This is a genomic window from Nesterenkonia xinjiangensis, assembly GCF_013410745.1.
Lineage (GTDB): Bacteria > Actinomycetota > Actinomycetes > Actinomycetales > Micrococcaceae > Nesterenkonia > Nesterenkonia xinjiangensis.
Genome location: NZ_JACCFY010000001.1, coordinates 550059 through 565765 on the forward strand (window position 1 = coordinate 550059; position 15707 = coordinate 565765).

At 69.9% G+C, this 15707-nt stretch carries 12 protein-coding genes; 7 read left to right on the plus strand and 5 right to left on the minus strand.

What is annotated here, in order from left to right; translation table 11 throughout:
• Window positions 1-7 precede the first annotated feature (7 nt).
• The 3 genes from ilvA to HNR09_RS02540 all read right to left on the minus strand — a co-directional run bounded on the left by ilvA (window position 8) and on the right by HNR09_RS02540 (window position 4085).
• A complete protein-coding gene (ilvA, locus tag HNR09_RS02530; protein ID WP_246348692.1) occupies window positions 8-1357 on the minus strand; it encodes a threonine ammonia-lyase in 1350 nt (449 codons plus the stop codon).
• Window positions 1358-1370: 13 nt separating this feature from the next.
• A complete protein-coding gene (locus tag HNR09_RS02535; protein ID WP_218881865.1) occupies window positions 1371-2993 on the minus strand; it encodes an AI-2E family transporter in 1623 nt (540 codons plus the stop codon).
• A gap of 174 nt (window positions 2994-3167) precedes the next feature.
• Window positions 3168-4085: a Bax inhibitor-1/YccA family protein gene (locus HNR09_RS02540; protein WP_179540623.1), complete on the minus strand. Its 918-nt coding sequence runs from the start codon at window positions 4083-4085 to the stop codon at window positions 3168-3170.
• 345 nt (window positions 4086-4430) lie between these two features.
• Here HNR09_RS02540 and HNR09_RS02545 point away from each other — a divergent pair, with 345 nt between their 5' ends.
• Both HNR09_RS02545 and HNR09_RS02550 read left to right on the plus strand, forming a co-directional pair.
• Window positions 4431-5084 carry a biotin transporter BioY gene (locus tag HNR09_RS02545; protein WP_179540624.1) on the plus strand — a complete coding sequence of 218 codons (654 nt, stop codon included), beginning with the start codon at window positions 4431-4433 and terminating at the stop codon, window positions 5082-5084.
• 56 nt (window positions 5085-5140) lie between these two features.
• Window positions 5141-5749 carry an energy-coupling factor transporter transmembrane component T family protein gene (locus HNR09_RS02550; protein WP_179540625.1) on the plus strand — a complete coding sequence of 203 codons (609 nt, stop codon included), beginning with the start codon at window positions 5141-5143 and terminating at the stop codon, window positions 5747-5749.
• Here HNR09_RS02550 and HNR09_RS02555 read toward each other — a convergent pair.
• A complete protein-coding gene (locus HNR09_RS02555) occupies window positions 5693-6736 on the minus strand; it encodes an N-acetylglucosamine kinase (protein WP_343047422.1) in 1044 nt (347 codons plus the stop codon). The two genes, HNR09_RS02550 and HNR09_RS02555, sit on opposite strands and share 57 nt — an antisense overlap.
• Before the next feature lie 141 nt (window positions 6737-6877).
• Here HNR09_RS02555 and HNR09_RS02560 point away from each other — a divergent pair, with 141 nt between their 5' ends.
• Together HNR09_RS02560 and HNR09_RS02565 are read left to right on the plus strand one after the other, a co-directional pair.
• Entirely contained in the window at window positions 6878-7882 is a 1005-nt protein-coding gene (locus HNR09_RS02560; RefSeq protein ID WP_179540626.1) for a LacI family DNA-binding transcriptional regulator, read from the plus strand.
• Window positions 7879-11187, plus strand: a complete 3309-nt coding sequence (locus HNR09_RS02565) for a glycoside hydrolase domain-containing protein (RefSeq protein ID WP_179540627.1) — start codon at window positions 7879-7881, stop codon at window positions 11185-11187. Before HNR09_RS02560 ends, HNR09_RS02565 begins: the two co-directional genes overlap by 4 nt.
• Before the next feature lie 29 nt (window positions 11188-11216).
• Here HNR09_RS02565 and HNR09_RS02570 read toward each other — a convergent pair whose 3' ends face one another.
• Window positions 11217-12245, minus strand: coding sequence for a LacI family DNA-binding transcriptional regulator (locus tag HNR09_RS02570; RefSeq protein WP_343047423.1), 1029 nt, complete (start codon window positions 12243-12245; stop codon window positions 11217-11219).
• 239 nt (window positions 12246-12484) lie between these two features.
• Here HNR09_RS02570 and HNR09_RS02575 point away from each other — a divergent pair, with 239 nt between their 5' ends.
• The 3 genes from HNR09_RS02575 to HNR09_RS02585 are packed head-to-tail and all read left to right on the plus strand — an operon-like array spanning window position 12485 to window position 15695.
• Window positions 12485-13801, plus strand: coding sequence for an ABC transporter substrate-binding protein (locus HNR09_RS02575; RefSeq protein ID WP_179540629.1), 1317 nt, complete (start codon window positions 12485-12487; stop codon window positions 13799-13801).
• A 17-nt stretch (window positions 13802-13818) separates the two neighbouring features.
• Complete coding sequence (locus HNR09_RS02580; RefSeq protein ID WP_179540630.1) at window positions 13819-14754, plus strand: ABC transporter permease subunit; 936 nt, start codon at window positions 13819-13821, stop codon at window positions 14752-14754.
• Window positions 14754-15695 carry a carbohydrate ABC transporter permease gene (locus HNR09_RS02585; protein ID WP_179540631.1) on the plus strand — a complete coding sequence of 314 codons (942 nt, stop codon included), beginning with the start codon at window positions 14754-14756 and terminating at the stop codon, window positions 15693-15695. Before HNR09_RS02580 ends, HNR09_RS02585 begins: the two co-directional genes overlap by 1 nt.
• Window positions 15696-15707 lie beyond the last annotated feature (12 nt).

Sequence of the window (15707 nt, forward strand, 5' to 3'; positions counted from 1 at the left end):
CACGTCCTCAGTTCATCACGATCGGCTCATAGCCTTCAGCGCGCAGGCTGTTGAGCACCAGGGCGGAGTGCTCCTCCCCTTTGGTCTCCATGTTGATCACGATGGAGACGTCTCCCATGGACAGCGCGCCGCCGATGCGGGTGTGGTCCACCCCGGTGACGTTGGCATCGGTCTCGGCGATGATCCGCGAGATCATCGCCAGTTCACCGGGCCGGTCCTTCAGCATGAGCTTCACGGTGAGGAAACGGTTGGCGGCTGAGAGGCCGCGCTGAATGACCTTGAGCATCAGCATCGGGTCGATGTTGCCCCCGGAGAGCAGGGCGACGATCGACTTGGGCTCGATCCCCAGCCCGGCGAGCCGGCCCTCCATCAGAGCGGCGACGCCGACCGCGCCGGCCGGCTCCACCACCATCTTGGAGCGCTCCATGAGGAAGATCAGCGCCTGGGCGATGGCATCCTCACTGACGGTGACGACGTCGTCGACGAGGTCCTTGATGATCTCGAAGGGAATCTGCCCGGGCCTGCCCACAGCGATGCCGTCGGCGATCGTCCGGACGCCCTTGATGGGCACCAGCGCGTCGGCGGCCAGCGAGGGCGGATAGGCGGCGGCGTTCTCCGCCTGCACGCCGATGATGCGCACCTCACGGCCCTGCCGGGCGGCCTCCTGCTTGATGGCCACCGCATTGCCGGCGAGCAGACCGCCGCCGCCGATGCCCATGATGACGGTGTCGACGTCGGGGACCTGCTCGAGGATCTCCAGGCCGATGGTGCCCTGACCGGCGACGACGTCGGTGTTGTTGAACGGGTGGATGAACACCGCCCCGGACTCGGAGGCGTAGTCCTGCGCCTCGGCCAAGGCCTCGTCCACGTTGGAGCCGTGCAGGATGACCTCGGCGCCGTGATCCCGGGTGGCGGCCAGCTTGGGCAGCGCGACCCCGCGCGGCATGTAGATCTTGGCGCGGATCCCCAGCTTCTTCGCGGCCAGCGCCACACCCTGGGCGTGGTTCCCCGCGGAGGCGGCGACGACGCCGCGCTCCTTCTCCTCCGCGGACAGCCGCGCCATGCGCACATAGGCGCCGCGGACCTTGAAGGAGCCGGCACGCTGGAGATTCTCGCACTTGAGATGGACGGTGGCGTCCATCATCCGACCCAGGGCCCGGGAATGCTCCATCGCGGTGGGCACGATGACTCCGTCCAGCAGCTCCCGGGCGGCGCGGATGTCCTCCAGCTGCACGCTGAGGTGCCGGCCGGGCAGCTGCTGCGGGGCGTGATGCTCCGTGATGGCGTCTCCTCCTGCCGCGGAGCCCTCCGGGCTCGTCATGGGCGTCTGGCGCTGGATCTGGTCGATCTGGGGCATCCGGTGTCCTGTGTCAGTCCTCGTCCTTGGAAGCGTCCTTGGAACTGTCCTTGGCTGTGTCCTGGGAAGTGTCCTCTGTGGTGTCCCCAGACGTGTCTGCAGCAGTGTCCTGGGAGTCAGCGGCGCCGATCTTCCCCAGACGCCCGCCACGGCGGACGAACCCGGGCTTGTCCGGATCCAGACCGGGCATGGTCTCCAGGAAGCGGCGCTTGATGCCCGCCGTGGTCTCCTGCTCCTGGACCTCGATCTCGCGGCGGGCGACCTGGCGGCGCAGCTCTTCCTCCTGCTGCTCCTGCTCCATCGCGATCGCTTCGTCGTCTCGGCGCCACTCCTCCTTGACGATGTAGCGCACCGAGCGGTTGACGAAGGCCAGCACCGGCACGGCGAACAGGGCGCCGACGATCCCGAGCAGCGTGGTGCCGGCGGTCACGGCCAACACGACAGCCAGCGGATGCAGCTTCACGGCCTTGCCCATCACGATGGGCTGCAGCACGTTGGATTCGATCTGCTGGACCAGCAGCACCACGCCGAGCATCAGCAGCGCGTTGACCAGGCCGTTGGCCACCAGGGCCAGCAGGACGGCGATCGCACCGGTCACCACGGCACCGATGATCGGGATGAAGGAGCCCAGGAAGACCAACACGGCCACCGGCATGGCCAGCGGCACGCCGAGCAGCGCGGCACCGATGCCGATGCCGACGGCGTCGACGGCGGCGACGAAGACCTGCACCCGCACATAGGTGCCCAGCGAGGTCCATCCGCGGCGGCCAGCCCCGTGGATCGCCGGGCGGAACTTGCGCGGCACGAAGTGCACCGAGAAGTCCCAGATGCGGCGCCCGTCGGAGAGGAAGAAGATCAAAGTGAACAGTGCCAGGATCAGTCCGACGACCAGGTTGCCGGCCGTGGAGCCGATGGACATGGCTCCGCCGAGGATCGATTCGGAGTTGTCCTGCACCCACTGGGTGACCTCGGCGATCCACTGGTCGAACTCCTCAGCCGAGATGGAGACGCCCAGATCCCGGCCGACCTCCTCGGCCATGGCGACGAGCTCCATCACCCCGGTGCGGACTTGGTCGGCCATCTCGGCGAAGCCGGTGATGATCTGTTGGCCCACCTGGAAGAGCAGACCCAAGACGAAGGCGATCAGCAGCAGGATGGTGGTGATCGCCGCGAGGATCCTGGGGAAGCGCAGTCTGCGGAGGAAGTCATGGACAGGGCGCAGCAGCGTGGACAGCAGGGCCGCCACCAGCAGCGGAATGATCAGCAACGAGACATAGCTCAGCAGCCACAGCAGCACACCGGTGAAGGCCAGGATGAGCAGCACCCGCCAGGCCCAGGCCGCGGCGATGCGCACCCCCCACGGGATGTCCTCCTGGACGCGCTGGGCGTCGGTGAGGCCGGCGAGCCGGTCATGCTCGAGCCGACCGGCGCCATCGATGCCGCCCTCCGCGCCAGGCGTGTGGGCCGACGGTGCGGACGCCGACTCCCGGGGACCTGCACGCCTCGTCGCCCCGACGGACCCTTCGGCACCCGACGCCGCCGCGTGCGCGCCCGCGGGCACGGCGGCCGGCTGCCTGTCGGCCCCATCGTCGACGGCGCCTTGCCGGCTGTCAGCGCGGTCTTCCTCAGCGTTCATGCGCTCCATGGTGACACAGCTCTCCTGGACTCGAAGGATCAGTGCGTGAAGGTTCAGTGACTGAGACGTCCTCAGACGACGACGGGCCCGCTGCGCACCCGGTGCGGCGCGCGGCGGACCCATCGCGGTGTCATGCGAGGCACAGCAGAGTGCTGCCTCGCCGAGGCTGCTGCGTCAATCCGCCATCGACCTGATGATGGCGATGATGCGCAGGATCTCGATGTAGAGCCAGACCAGGCTCACGGTCAGGCCGAAGGCGGCGGCCCAGGCGTACTTGCGGGCGACGCCGGCCTCCACCCCCTCCTGGATGTTGGTGAAGTCCAGGACCAGCGAGTACGTGGCCAGCAGGATCGCCAGCGCGCCGATGGCCAGGCCGATCCACGGGCTGAACTCGGTGCGCAGGCCGAACATGGAGGAGGTGCCGCCGAACATCATCAGTCCGAAGTTGACCAGGCAGAACACCAGGTAGGCCATGCCGGCGACCATGAACATCTTGTTCAGCTTCGGAGTGGCACGCACCTTGCCGGAGCGGAAGAGCACCAGCACCGAGGCGAAGACGATCACGGTGCCCAGCACCGCCTGCAGGACGATGCCCGGGAACTGCCACTCCAGGAACATCGAGATGCCGCCCAGGAAGAGTCCCTGGAATGCGCTGTAGGCCAGGATCAGCGCCGGGTTGGGCTCACGCTTGAAGGCGTTGACCATGCCGAGCGCGAAGCCGCCCAGCACACCCAGGATCATCAGGCCGCTGGCCAGTCCCGGAGACATGGCACCGACGGTGACGGAGACTCCGGCACCGATGAGCACCACGACGAAGCTGATCAGGGTCCTGCGGATGACCTCGTCATAGGTCATCCGGCCCAGGTCTTCGCCGGTCGGGGACGGCTGGCCGTACATCTGGCGCAGCTGGTCGGCGCCCGGAGTCTGCTGGCCGGGCAAGCCGTGCTGCTGGGCGTAGGTCGGACCGGCGCCGGGCTGCTGAGCCCGGGGCTGCTCGGTGACGCTGCCCTGGTCGCTCATGTAGAAACGACGCCGCTCTCGCTCCTTGAACTGCGAGGGAAACGCCTGCGAGTTGAAGATCGGGTTGGACATGTCGTGGGCCGCACTCCTATCGGGGCTCGTGGCTCTGTCGAATGCGCAGCTCCTGCAGTCCGCCGGTGAGCGGCTCTGCGGCGAGCACCTGCCCGCCGCGGCAGGGGTGCAACGCTGACGCACCTTGCGGACAGTCTACCGGGAACCGGGCGTGATGTGCGCCGCATATCCCCTGGTGAGGCGCCCGAGGTCGATCTCGTCCGCGCAGGGCTGAAGCGCGCCGGAATGTGCGGCGCCTCCGGAGCCCGCTGGCGCTGGGCGCGAACGCGTCCTACAGTAGGGCGGCAGACCCTCTTGAACACCGTTCAAACCAGTCGATCCCTCAGCCCGACATCAGGAGCACCGATGACACCGCCCGCGGGCCCCCAGCACCCGACCACCCCGGAGGCCAGCACCTCGGGCAGCGACGCTCGTCCTTACGAGGCCCTGGTGGCCGGCCCGGCCACCGCCTCGGTGCGCGGCGTCGCACAGATGGCGATGTTCGCCGCCCTGGTCGGCGTACTGGGTCAGCCCTTCGCCATCCCGCTGATCGGCGGAGTCCCGGTCACCCTGCAGACCCTCGGCGTCATGCTCGCCGGTGCGATCCTCGGCCCCTGGCGGGGCGCGGGCTCCATGCTGCTGCTCCACGCGCTCGTCGCCGCCGGCCTGCCGCTGCTTTCCCAGGGCTCAGGCGGGCTCGGGGTCTACGCCGGCCCCACGGCCGGCTTCGCCCTGGGCTGGATCCCTGCGGCGTTCGTCATCGGCCTGATCACCCAGTGGCGGTGGCCGCTGGCCTGGTGGCGCACCGGCCTGGGCGTGACCCTCGGCGGCATCGGGGTGATCTACCTGTGCGGGATTCCCGTGATGGCCCATCAGCTCGGCCTGACTCTGACCCAGGCGGCGTTCGCCAGTGCAGGGTTCCTGCCCGGCGATGCGGCCAAGGCCGTCATCGCCGTGGGCATCACCCATGCCCTGATCAGGGCCTACCCCGCGCCGTTCACCTGGGCACGCCGTCGATGACGCCCGGCACGGTCCGACGGCGGGCCCCCCGGGCGGCCTCGGGCGGACCGGGGGGCATGGCGGCGGCGATCATGCCGCTGCACCGTCCCGGCACCTCGCTGCTGCACCGCACCGGTGTGGGCACGAAGTTCCTGCTGGTCTTCCTCTTCGCGCTGGCCGTCTCGCTGCAGCGCGAGAACGTCTGGGTGGTGCTGGGAGCCTGGGCGCTCGTGCTGCTCGGGCACCTGGCCGCCGGCGTCGGCGTGACCGGGCTGCTGCGGCGCCTCTGGGGGCTGCGCTGGATCCTGATCATCCTCACCGTCCCGCAGCTGATCTTCCTGGACCCGCAGACGACCGCGCTCAACGTCTCCCGGGTGGTCGCGGTGATCATGGTGGCCGGACTGTTCACACTGACCACCCGCACCACGGACATCATGACGGCGTTCGACCGTGCCCTGAGGCCGCTGGGACGCTGTGGGGTCGACACGTCGCGGATCTCGCTGGCGCTGTCGCTGACCATCCGATCGGTGCCGGTGATCCTCGCCTTCTCCTCCCAGATCCAGGAGGCCCTGCGCGCCCGAGGCCGGCGGGTGACTCCGAAGGCGCTGGTCATGCCGCTGCTGGTGATGTCATTGCGGCATGCTGAAGAGACCGCCGAGGCGCTGGCCGCCCGCGGAGTGCGTTGAGACGAGCCGATGGAGCGGGTGCTCCTCCGCCAGAGCCAGCAAGGTCACCGCGCCGTCCACGCCCTCCCCTGCCTCTGCCGGGAACCCGGCCTCCGGAACGGCTTTCCGCACCAGTCGGCGAAACTCCTCCCGCACGACGGAGGAGCGGAGGACGCCGCCGATCGCGGCGACCTGCGGGGCCGCGCCCGCACCGTCCTCCCCCACCCGCCGCAGAGCGGTGAGGGCTGAATGGGCGAGCTCTCCGGCGGCCTCGGCGCTGATGCGTCGGGCCACCTGATCGTTCTCGGAGAACTCCGCCACCGCCGGAGCGAAGGAGGCCATCACACTGACCGCCGCGGGATCGTTCTGCAGCTGGATGTAGGCGCCCTCGAGGTCGGGCCACCGGGATCGGACGACCTCGGTGAGCGCGGTGGCGGGCCCGCGGCCGTCATAGGCACGCATCACTGCCTGCAACGCGGCCCGACCCATCCAGCAGGCGCTGCCGGCGTCGCCCATGAGATGACCCCAGCCGTCCACTCGGGCCACCTCCTCGGCACCCACACCGAGGGTGACGACTCCGGTGCCGGCGGCCACGACCACGCCGCGCACGGCACCCAGCGCACCGAGGTAGCCGGTGACCGAGTCATGGGCCAAGCGCAGGGTGCCGATGCACTCGTCCGTGGAGGCGGAGCCGTCGAGCAGCTCAAGCAGGCGCGCGGCGTCGGCATCCGCAGCGGTGAGCCCGGAGACGCCCAGGGCGACAGTCGCAGCGCCCCGCGAGGGACCCGCGACTGCCTCTGCCAGACCCGCAGAGTCTGCGGCGGCCCGGATGATGTCGCGCAGCTGGGGCAGCAGGGGCCGATGGGTCTGCACACCGGGCAGCTCGAAGCGCTCCGGCGGGTGTCCGGCGTGCAGCAGACGCGCCTTGGTGGTGGTCTGCCCGACGTCCAGGGCCAGGGAGGACGCGCGGAGCTGCGGCGGAGTGCTCCGGGGTTCGGTGATGGGCACTGGTCCTCCGTCCGATGGTGGGGATCATGACATCGTAGGACATTCGTGCGCGGTCAACAATGAAAGGGAAGAGCTTTCACCTGCGTCACACATGTCCTACGCTGTCATGGTCAGCCGGTCAGCCACCCTCAGGAGGCGGGGATGTCCCTGCAGCAACGTGCCACCCTCGACGACGTCGCCCGCCTCGCTGGTGTGAGCCGCAAGACCGTCTCACGGGTCTACAGCGAACCGGAGAAGGTCGCCGGCACCACGCGGGACCAGGTGCTCGCCGCCGCACGAAGGCTGCGTTTCCGACCCAACACCTTGGCCCGGACGCTGCGCCGCGGCGGCACCTCCTCCACGGTCGGACTGCTGATCGGGGACATGAGCAACCCCTTCTACCACAGCGTCGCGGCCGGCATCGAGCGTGAACTCTCCTCGGCAGGACTGACCCTGGTGCTCGGCTCCAGCGACGATTCGGAGGAGGGCGAGGAACGGGTCGCCGACGCCCTGCTCTCGCAGCGTGTCGCGGCGCTGATGATGATCCCGGCGGCCGCAGACCAGTCCTACCTGGACGGCGAGCGCCAGCTGGGCACCCCGGTGATCGCCGTGGACCGGCCGGCGAAGAACCTGCTGGCGGACGCCGTCCTGCTGCAGAACCGCAGCGGCGCCCGGCAGGCCACGGAGGCGCTGCTTGCCCAGGGGCACCGCCAGATCGCCTATCTCGCGAGCCCAGCCGACATCTATACCCAGCGGGAACGCCTGGCCGGATACCGGGGGGCCATGACGGAGGCGGGCCTGGGCAGGACCGGACCGCTGGAGCACCTCAGCGACGATGCGGACGAAGACGCCGTCGCCCGGGCCGCCCTGGGCTCTGCGGAGCCGCCGACGGCCGTGCTGGCGGGGAACAACCGGATGAGCGTGGCGGTGCTGCGTGCGGCACGCGAGCTGCAGGTCAGCCCTGCGCTCATCGGATTCGACGACTTCGACACCGCCGATGTGCTGGGCATCAGCGTCATCAGTCACGACCCTCTGGAGATGGGGCGCCGGGCGGCGGCCCTGGCCGTGGAGCGCATCGCCCGGCCGGCGACCGTGCCGGAGGTGGTGGAGCTCCCCACTCGTCTGGTGCTGCGCGGCTCCGAGCGACCGGAAGGGGTGTCGCTGTGACCAGCGGCGAGATTCGTCCGGGCAGCGGTCCTGCCTTCTCCCCCACCTCGGCCACAGGCCAGGGGCTGCTGAGCCCACAGCCCCTGCTGCTGAGCGTCCCCGCCGGCCAGGCGAGCGTCGCCCTCCCGCTGCCCGGCGTCGGGGACGGGCCCACGTCCTCCTTCCTCGGGGCCGGACTGGTCGGGCGTCGTATCCGGGCTGAGGACGAGCTCACCTTCGCGGTCCTCCCGGAGGCGGGCGACGCCACCGAGGATCCGGAGCGTCGTTGGGCGGCGACGGCCGTGACCGTGGACCTGTTGCTCGACGACGGCACGCGGCTCAGCGCCCACGGGGTGACCGACCAGTACGGGGCCGCCCTGGATCCCGAGGCTCAGGCCCGCGCGCGACGCACATGGGTGGACCAGTGGAACCTGCGGACCGTGGCCCTGCGCCCTGCCGCAGGACGGAGCATCGCGCAGGTCCAGGTGCGGGCGGCCGCCCATCCTGAGGCCCACATCCGCTGCTGGATCGACGCAATCGCAATCGGCCCGGGCGCCCCCGTGCCACGGAGCCTGGTCGACGCCGTGGACATCCGCCGCGGCACCCACTCCAGCGGCGAATTCTCCCGCGGCAACAATGCTCCGCTGGTGTGCGTCCCCCACGGCGGACTGTTCGGCCTGCCCATGACCGACGCCTCCGCCGGAAACTGGCCCTACTCCTATCAGGCACATTCCGCGGTGGACCCTTCCCCGCGCCACGGAGAGCCCCGGGTCCGGCCGCAGCTGCAGGGCTTCGGGACCAGCCATCTCCCGAGCCCCTGGATGGGCGACCGTGGGGTGTTCATCCTGGCTCCCGCGCTGAGCAGCTCTCCCACCTCGGCCCCTGCCGACGAGGCGCGTCGACGTCGGGCGCTGTGGTTCGACCACGCCGAGGAATCCCCACACGCGCACCAGTATCAGGTGAGGCTCGAAGGTGAGGACGATGCCGGTCGGCGGCGCCGGATCGAGGCCGCGTTGACCGCGACGCACCACGGGATCGGCCTCGCCCTGGACTATGAGGTGCCCGGCAGCCTCTGCCTCGACCACCGGGGCCGGATGGAGAACCTCAGCTGGCAGCTCGAGGACGGAGTCCTGCTCCTGGAGGGGACGCTGCATGACCGGGAGGACACTCCGGCCCAGCACGTGGCGCTGCGCGTGGAGGGCGTCACGGCGGCGCAGCTGAGCACCGAGGACGTCGCAGCAGGCCTGTGCGGGCACCTCACCGTCGGTGCAGGACACGTGGAGGCCGTCGTCGGGATGTCCTCTGTCAGTCCGGCCCTGGCCCGCGCCCATCGCGACGGGCTCCCCGACGTGGCGACCATGGGAGCCCGGGCCCGGCAGAGCTGGAGCGCGGTGCTGGACCGTATGCAGGTTGCGGAGCCCGCACTGCTCGGGGACGTTCCCGCCCAGCGCGACCGGCTCACCACGCTGGCCTCGAGCCTGTACCGGGTCTGGGCGTATCCGCAGCGATCCGGCGAGCCGGTCGACGGCGGCGGCCTGGTCCACCGGGCGGTGGCGGGAGAGGCACTGCGGATCCCGATCACCCCGGACGGGGCCCCCGAGGTGGCCGCAGGAGAGCTGACGGTGACCAACGGATTCTGGGACACCTACCGCACGGAGTGGCCGCTGCTGGCGCTGCTGGATCCCGTGCGGACCGGAGAACTGGCTGACGGGCTGCTCGCCCATGCCCGGCACGGCGGGTGGGTGCCCCGATGGAGCGCCCCAGGGCCCTGCGACATGATGACCGGCACCTCCAGCGACATCGTCCTGGCCGACCTGCTAGCCCGCCAGGTGCCGGGGGTGAACTGGGAGGAGGCCTATCGGACGGCGGCCCGGCATGCCTTCACGGCCCCGCCCGACGACAGGGTCGGCCGCAAAGGGCTGCGTCCGGCGATCTTCCGCGGCCATGTGGACACCGCCACCGACGAGGGTCTCTCCTGGACCTTGGACAACGCGATCAACGACGCCGGGGCGGCCCTGCTGGCGCGTCACCTGCTGGAGGCCGGCGCCGACCTGCCCGGCCATGACCTGGCCGCCGAGACGGAGCACCTTGAGCGTCGTGGCCTGGCCTACCAGGACGTCTTCCACCCGGAGCACCGGTTCTTCATCGGTCGGAGGCCCGACGGCGCCTGGCGCGTGGACCAGGACTTCGACCCCGATGTCTGGGGCCATGACTACACCGAGACGAACGCCTGGGGCACCCGGGTCACGGCACCGCACGACCCGTTGGGACTCGCCGAGCTGTTCGGCTCAGAGGCCGCACTCGGCGAGGCACTGGATGAGATCCTCGACCGCCCGGAGCTCGCCCGGGAGGAGACCAGCGGCAGCTACGGATTCGTCATCCACGAGCAGCGCGAGGCTCGGGACTGCCGCCAGGGGATGCTCGCGCTGTCCAACCAGCCGGCCCATCACATGCCGTTCATGCTGATGGCGGCCGGACGTCACGACGACGCCCACCGGGTGCTCGGCGACGCGCTGGACCGGCTCTTCGTGGGGTCGGATCTGGGACAGGGGCATCCAGGCGATGAGGACAACGGGGAGATGAGCGCCTGGTGGCTGTTCGTCTCGCTGGGCCTGTACCCGCTGGTGCCGGCCAGCGGCGAGTACGTGCTGACACCGCCGCGCTGGCGCAGCATCAGCCTGCAGATCCCCGGGGCCTCAGCGCCGCTGCGCGTGACCACCGACGGTCCGCTGCCCGGGGCCGGCCCCCGCTTCATCCAGGAGGTCCTGCTGGACGCCGAGCCGTGGGACCGGATCTCCGTGCCCCATGCCCGGCTGCGCGACGGCGCCCATCTGCACATCTCACTGAGCGACCGGCCGCAGGGTTGGGCCTCTGACACCCGCCCCGGCGGGCTGAGCGACCGGCTGCGGGCCGCCGGACGCCCGGACACCCCGCTGCGGGATGCGTTGACGGCGGCCCAGGACCCGGCCCATGCACCCCTGGTGGACGACGTCGGCCAGACCGCCGTGGAGCTGGCGCCGGGAGAGTCTGTGGTGCTGGAGGCGCTGCGCACCGAGGACGGCACCACCGCCCGGAGGACGCCGCTCTACACCCTGAGCTCCGCCCGGGCGGAGACGTCGGCGAGCTGGCAGCTGCACGGGATCACCGCGGCCGGCGGCGAGCTCCTCCTGGATGAGCGGACCGACGAGCGCTTCGACCAGCCGCGCAGCACGCGCCCGTTCCTCACCCGGGCACCTGTGCCCCCCGGGGTCCCAGACTGGGCAGCCGTCCGGCTGACCGCAGGCACCGCCCTGGCCCTGGAGCAGGTCGAGCTCTTCCTGGACTGAGCAGCCGCGGCCTGTGCCCGGACCGGGACTCAGCAGGGAGGAGCGGTGCTCGCCCGAACCTCCAGGGTGGCCTGGGGTCCCGGCTCTTCGCGGGCCGGGCCGCCGGCGACGGCGGCGAGCAGCAGCCTGGCGGCCTGTGCCCCCAGAGCGGTGGTGTCACGGGAGACGGCCGTGATGGGTGGCCGGACGAGTCGGGCGACGTGCGAGTCGTCGAAGGAGGCCAGGGAGAGGTCTCCGGGCACGGCGACGCCCATCTCGTGGGCCACGTTGAGCCCGGCGACGGCCATGACGTCGTTGTCATAGACGATGGCGCTGGGCCGCTCCCCCAGGCTGAGCAGGCTGCGGGTGCGTGCAGCGGCCGAGGCCGCTGAGAAGTCCCCGTCCTCCACGAGGGCCTGCAGCCCTCTGCCCTCGGCGGTTCGCCGCAGCTGAGCTCGGCGGGCCGCCACGTGGTCGAGCTCAGGATCGCCGCAGACGTAGGCCAGCCGGCGGTGCCCGAGCGCGGCCACATAGTCGAAGAGCATGGTGGCCACGCCGTCGTTGTCCATCCACACGGCCGAGACCTCCGGCCTCGGGGCGTGGGAGCCGACCACGACGGCGGGCAGCTCCAGCTCCGCCAGGAGCTTCAGCCGAGGATCGTCGGCGTGCGGATCGATCACCACGACCCCGTCCACCCGCCGACTGGACCACCAGCTGGAATACGTCTCCAGCTCCTCCTCCTCCGCAGAGACCACACGGACCATCAGTGCGCTGTGGGAGTCACCGAGCCCGAGCTGCAGACCGGCGATGAGCTGGTTGAAGAAGGCCTCTGTGCCCAGCGCCGCGGGCGGTCGGTCGATCACCAGACCGATCGCCCCCACGGTGCCGCCGGTCAGCGCCCGGGCCGCTGAGTTGGGACGCCACCCCAGGTCCCGGGCGATGCGCAGGATCCGTTCCCGGGTGGCCTCGCTGACCCCGGGCCGCCCGTTCAGCGCGAAGGACACCGCACCCTTGGAGACACCGGCCTCTCGGGCGATGTCGGCGATGGTGGTCCGATGTCCGCTCCGTGATGCTGGCACTGTGCCGTCCTCTCCGCGTCCTCGACGTGCGCACTTCTGGTCCATCGTCGCCCATACCCATGCGGCCGGGACTGACAGTCCCTGATGATCTCGTCATACTCGAGGGCCTTGACTCTACCGGTTTAGATCACCATTATAGGGGACTACCGGCATCATCGTGAGCCAAGTCACGAAGAATTGCTGAACAGTTTTATCACTCGTATCCGCGTCCGTCGCAGGACGCCGAGGAGGAACGGACCATGACCCCCAGAGCCCCGCACCACCCAGGTCTCCCTCGCCCGCACGCCGGCCGCACCGGCCCTCGGGCCGCCCTGGGCGTCGTCGCCCTCTCCGGGCTGGCCCTGACCGCCTGCGGCGGAGGCGACGATGCCTCCGCCGAAGCCCAGGACGGCGAGATCACCGGCTCGGTGACTCTGCAGACCTGGGCGCTCACCCCGAGCTACACCGACTATCTCGACGACGTCATCGAGGCCTTCGAGGAGGCGCACCCCGGCACCGAGGTCACCCTGCTCGACCAGCCAGGTGACGGCTACTCCGACCAGGTGCTCACCCAGGCGGCCGCCGGAGAGCTTCCGGACGTGGTCAACCTGCCGCCGGACTTCGCCCTGCCGCTGGCCCAGGAGGGCATGCTCCTCGATGTGGCGGCCGCCGATGAGACCCTCCGCGACACCTATGTGGAGGGCGGCATCCAGGCCTACGAGTTCGAGGGCCTCGAGGGCGTCTACGGCTACCCCTGGTACCTGAACACGGACATCAACTACTGGAACATCGACAAGCTCGAGAGCTGCGGGCTCGATCCTGAGAACCCGCCCGCGGACCTGGATGAGCTCTTCGAGCAGGCCGCCGTCATGCATGACGAGTGCGACGGCGAGGAGCACCTGATCAGCGCCCGGCCAGGACTGGGCACCTTCACCCTGGCCGGCATCGAGATCCTCGACGACGCGGGCGACGAGTTCGTCTTCGCCGTCCCGGAGGCCGTCGAGATCCTGGACCGGTACCGTGATGCCTACGCCGAGGGCCACATGCCCAGCCAGGTCCTCAACGACGACTACCTCGGCAACGCCACGATGTTCACCGAGGGTCAGGTCGCTTGGACCACCGGCGGCGGCACCGCCATGGGCGACTTCATCACCAACAACCCCTCCCTGGAAGGCAACGTGGCGGTGAGCCCCGCGCTGGACACCCCGCCGCTCTACGTGCAGGGGTTCTCCGTGGCCGCCGACTCGGACAACCCGGCCACCGCCCTGGCGCTGGCCCAGTGGTTCACCAATGCGGAGAACCAGGAGGCCTTCGCCGCGGAGGTGAACATCTTCCCCTCCACCATCGCCTCCGAGGACAGCGAGGAGCTCGCCGAATCCGACGGCACACCGGAGGACGACGCCCGGGTCCTGGCCTTCGAGTCGATCTCCCAAGCTGAAGTGGTCCAGCCCTTCGCCATCAACGAGGCGATGACGGACTACTTCAACCAGCAACTCAGCCTGGCCATCAGCGGGGACATCACCAGCGAGGAAGCCCTGGAGACCGCCCAAGAACGCATGAACCAGCTGCTCGACTGAGACGTGAGGACATCCCTGTGACTCTGGCCACACGCTCCGGCCCCCAGTCCGTGAAGCTCAGAAACGCCCGCAGCACCCAGGTGCCGACCAACGGCCCCGTCGTGCCCTGGGTGCTGCTGGCTCCGGCGATCCTGTTCCTCGCCGTCTTCACGGTCTGGCCCTCCCTCAACACCATCCGGGTCGCCTTCACCGACACCACCCCGCTGGGAGGCGGCGACTACATCGGATTCGACAACTTCGCCGCCATGGCGCAGGACCCCCAGGTGGTCAACGCGCTGCTCAACAGCGTCGTGTTCATGATCGTCTGCCTTCCGCTGCTGATCATCCTCCCTCTGCTGATCGCCATGCTGGTGCTCAAGGCGCTGCCGGGCATCGCCTTCTTCCGGATCGCCTACTACACCCCGGTGATCGCCTCGGCCGTCGTGGTCGGCCTGGTCTGGCAGTGGATGCTCAACGATCGTGGCCTGATCAACAACCTGGCGCTGCAGCTCGGCGTCCTCCAGACTCCGATGCCGTTCCTCACCGAACGCTGGCTGCTCATCTTCAGCGCCATCGCGCTGACGGTGTGGCAGGGCCTGGGCTACTACATGATCATCTACATGGCCGCCCTGGGGAACGTGGACCGCAACCTCTATGAGGCGGCCGCCGTGGACGGAGCGGGCGCCATCCGCCGCTTCATCTCCGTGACCATTCCCGGGGTCCGGCGGACCATGACCCTGATCGGCATCCTGGTCTCCGTCTCGGCCCTGCGCGTCTTCTCCGAGATCTATGTGCTCTCGGGAGGAACCGGAGGGCCGGGCGGGCAGGCCATGACCCTGGTGATGCTCATCCAGCAATACTCCCGGGGCTTCTTCGGAGACCTGGGCTATGCCGCCACGCTGAGCATCCTGCTGTTCCTGGTCACCCTGGTCCCGCTGATCGTGCTGGCCAGACTCAACAAGGGAGACGACTGATGTCCACCACCGTCAGCACGGTCACGGAGCCCGTCGCGCCCGAAGGGCCGACCCGCCGTCCAGACCGCCCGGCCCGGCGCCGTCGGCCGCGCAGACGAAGCGGCCGCGGCTTCGGCACCCTCTCCCCCAGCGGCATCGCCCTGCGCTATGCCCTGCTGCTGTTCGTCCTGGTGATCACGATCGGGCCCTTCCTCTGGCAGTTCTCCACCTCGTTGCGCGGCCCCGGGGAGGACGTCTACTCCCGAGAGATCTCCTTCATCCCTCAGGAACCGACCCTGGACAACTATCTGCGGGTCACCGACGCCATCCCGGTGTTCGGATTCATCATGAACTCGGTGATCGTGGCGGCCCTGGCCGTCGGAGGCAACGTCCTCTTCGCCACGCTGGCCGGCTTCGCCCTGGCCCGTCTGCGCTTCAAGGGGCGGGTGGTCCTCATCGGCGCGCTGCTGGGCACCCTGGTGCTGCCCGGGGAGGCCACGATCATCGCGCAGTATCTGACCATCCGCGGCATGGGGCTCTCCGACACTCTGCTCGGCGTCGCCCTGCCCGGCATGGTGGCCGTGCTCAACGTCCTGCTGATGTACAACGCCTTCCGTCAGATCCCTCCGGAGATCGATCTCGCCGCCGTCGTCGACGGGGCCGGGGTCTGGCGCCGGCTCTGGAACGTGGCGCTGCCCTCGGCCAAAGGGACCATCGCGGTGGTCGCGATCTTCTCCTTCATCGGCGCCTGGAACGACTTCCTCTGGCCGCTGATCGCGCTGACCACCCCGAGCAACTACACCCTCACCGTCGGCCTGCAGTTCCTCGCCGGCACTTTCGTCAATGACCAGCGACTCATCGCCGCCGGAGCGATGATCGCCTTCATCCCGATCGCGATCGTCTTCGCGGTGCTGCAGCGTTACTTCTTCCGCGGCATCGAGGAAGGCGGGGTCAAGGGCTGAAGCCCGCCCTCC

Coding starts and splice junctions, on each gene's coding strand:
- HNR09_RS02585 (WP_179540631.1), top strand. CDS start 14,754: ATGTCCACCACCGTCAGCACGGTCACGGAGCCCGTCGCGCCCGAAGGG.
- HNR09_RS02560 (WP_179540626.1), top strand. CDS start 6,878: ATGTCCCTGCAGCAACGTGCCACCCTCGACGACGTCGCCCGCCTCGCT.
- HNR09_RS02535 (WP_218881865.1), bottom strand. CDS start 2,993: ATGAACGCTGAGGAAGACCGCGCTGACAGCCGGCAAGGCGCCGTCGAC.
- HNR09_RS02550 (WP_179540625.1), top strand. CDS start 5,141: ATGGCGGCGGCGATCATGCCGCTGCACCGTCCCGGCACCTCGCTGCTG.
- ilvA (WP_246348692.1), bottom strand. CDS start 1,357: ATGCCCCAGATCGACCAGATCCAGCGCCAGACGCCCATGACGAGCCCG.
- HNR09_RS02545 (WP_179540624.1), top strand. CDS start 4,431: ATGACACCGCCCGCGGGCCCCCAGCACCCGACCACCCCGGAGGCCAGC.
- HNR09_RS02540 (WP_179540623.1), bottom strand. CDS start 4,085: ATGTCCAACCCGATCTTCAACTCGCAGGCGTTTCCCTCGCAGTTCAAG.
- HNR09_RS02575 (WP_179540629.1), top strand. CDS start 12,485: ATGACCCCCAGAGCCCCGCACCACCCAGGTCTCCCTCGCCCGCACGCC.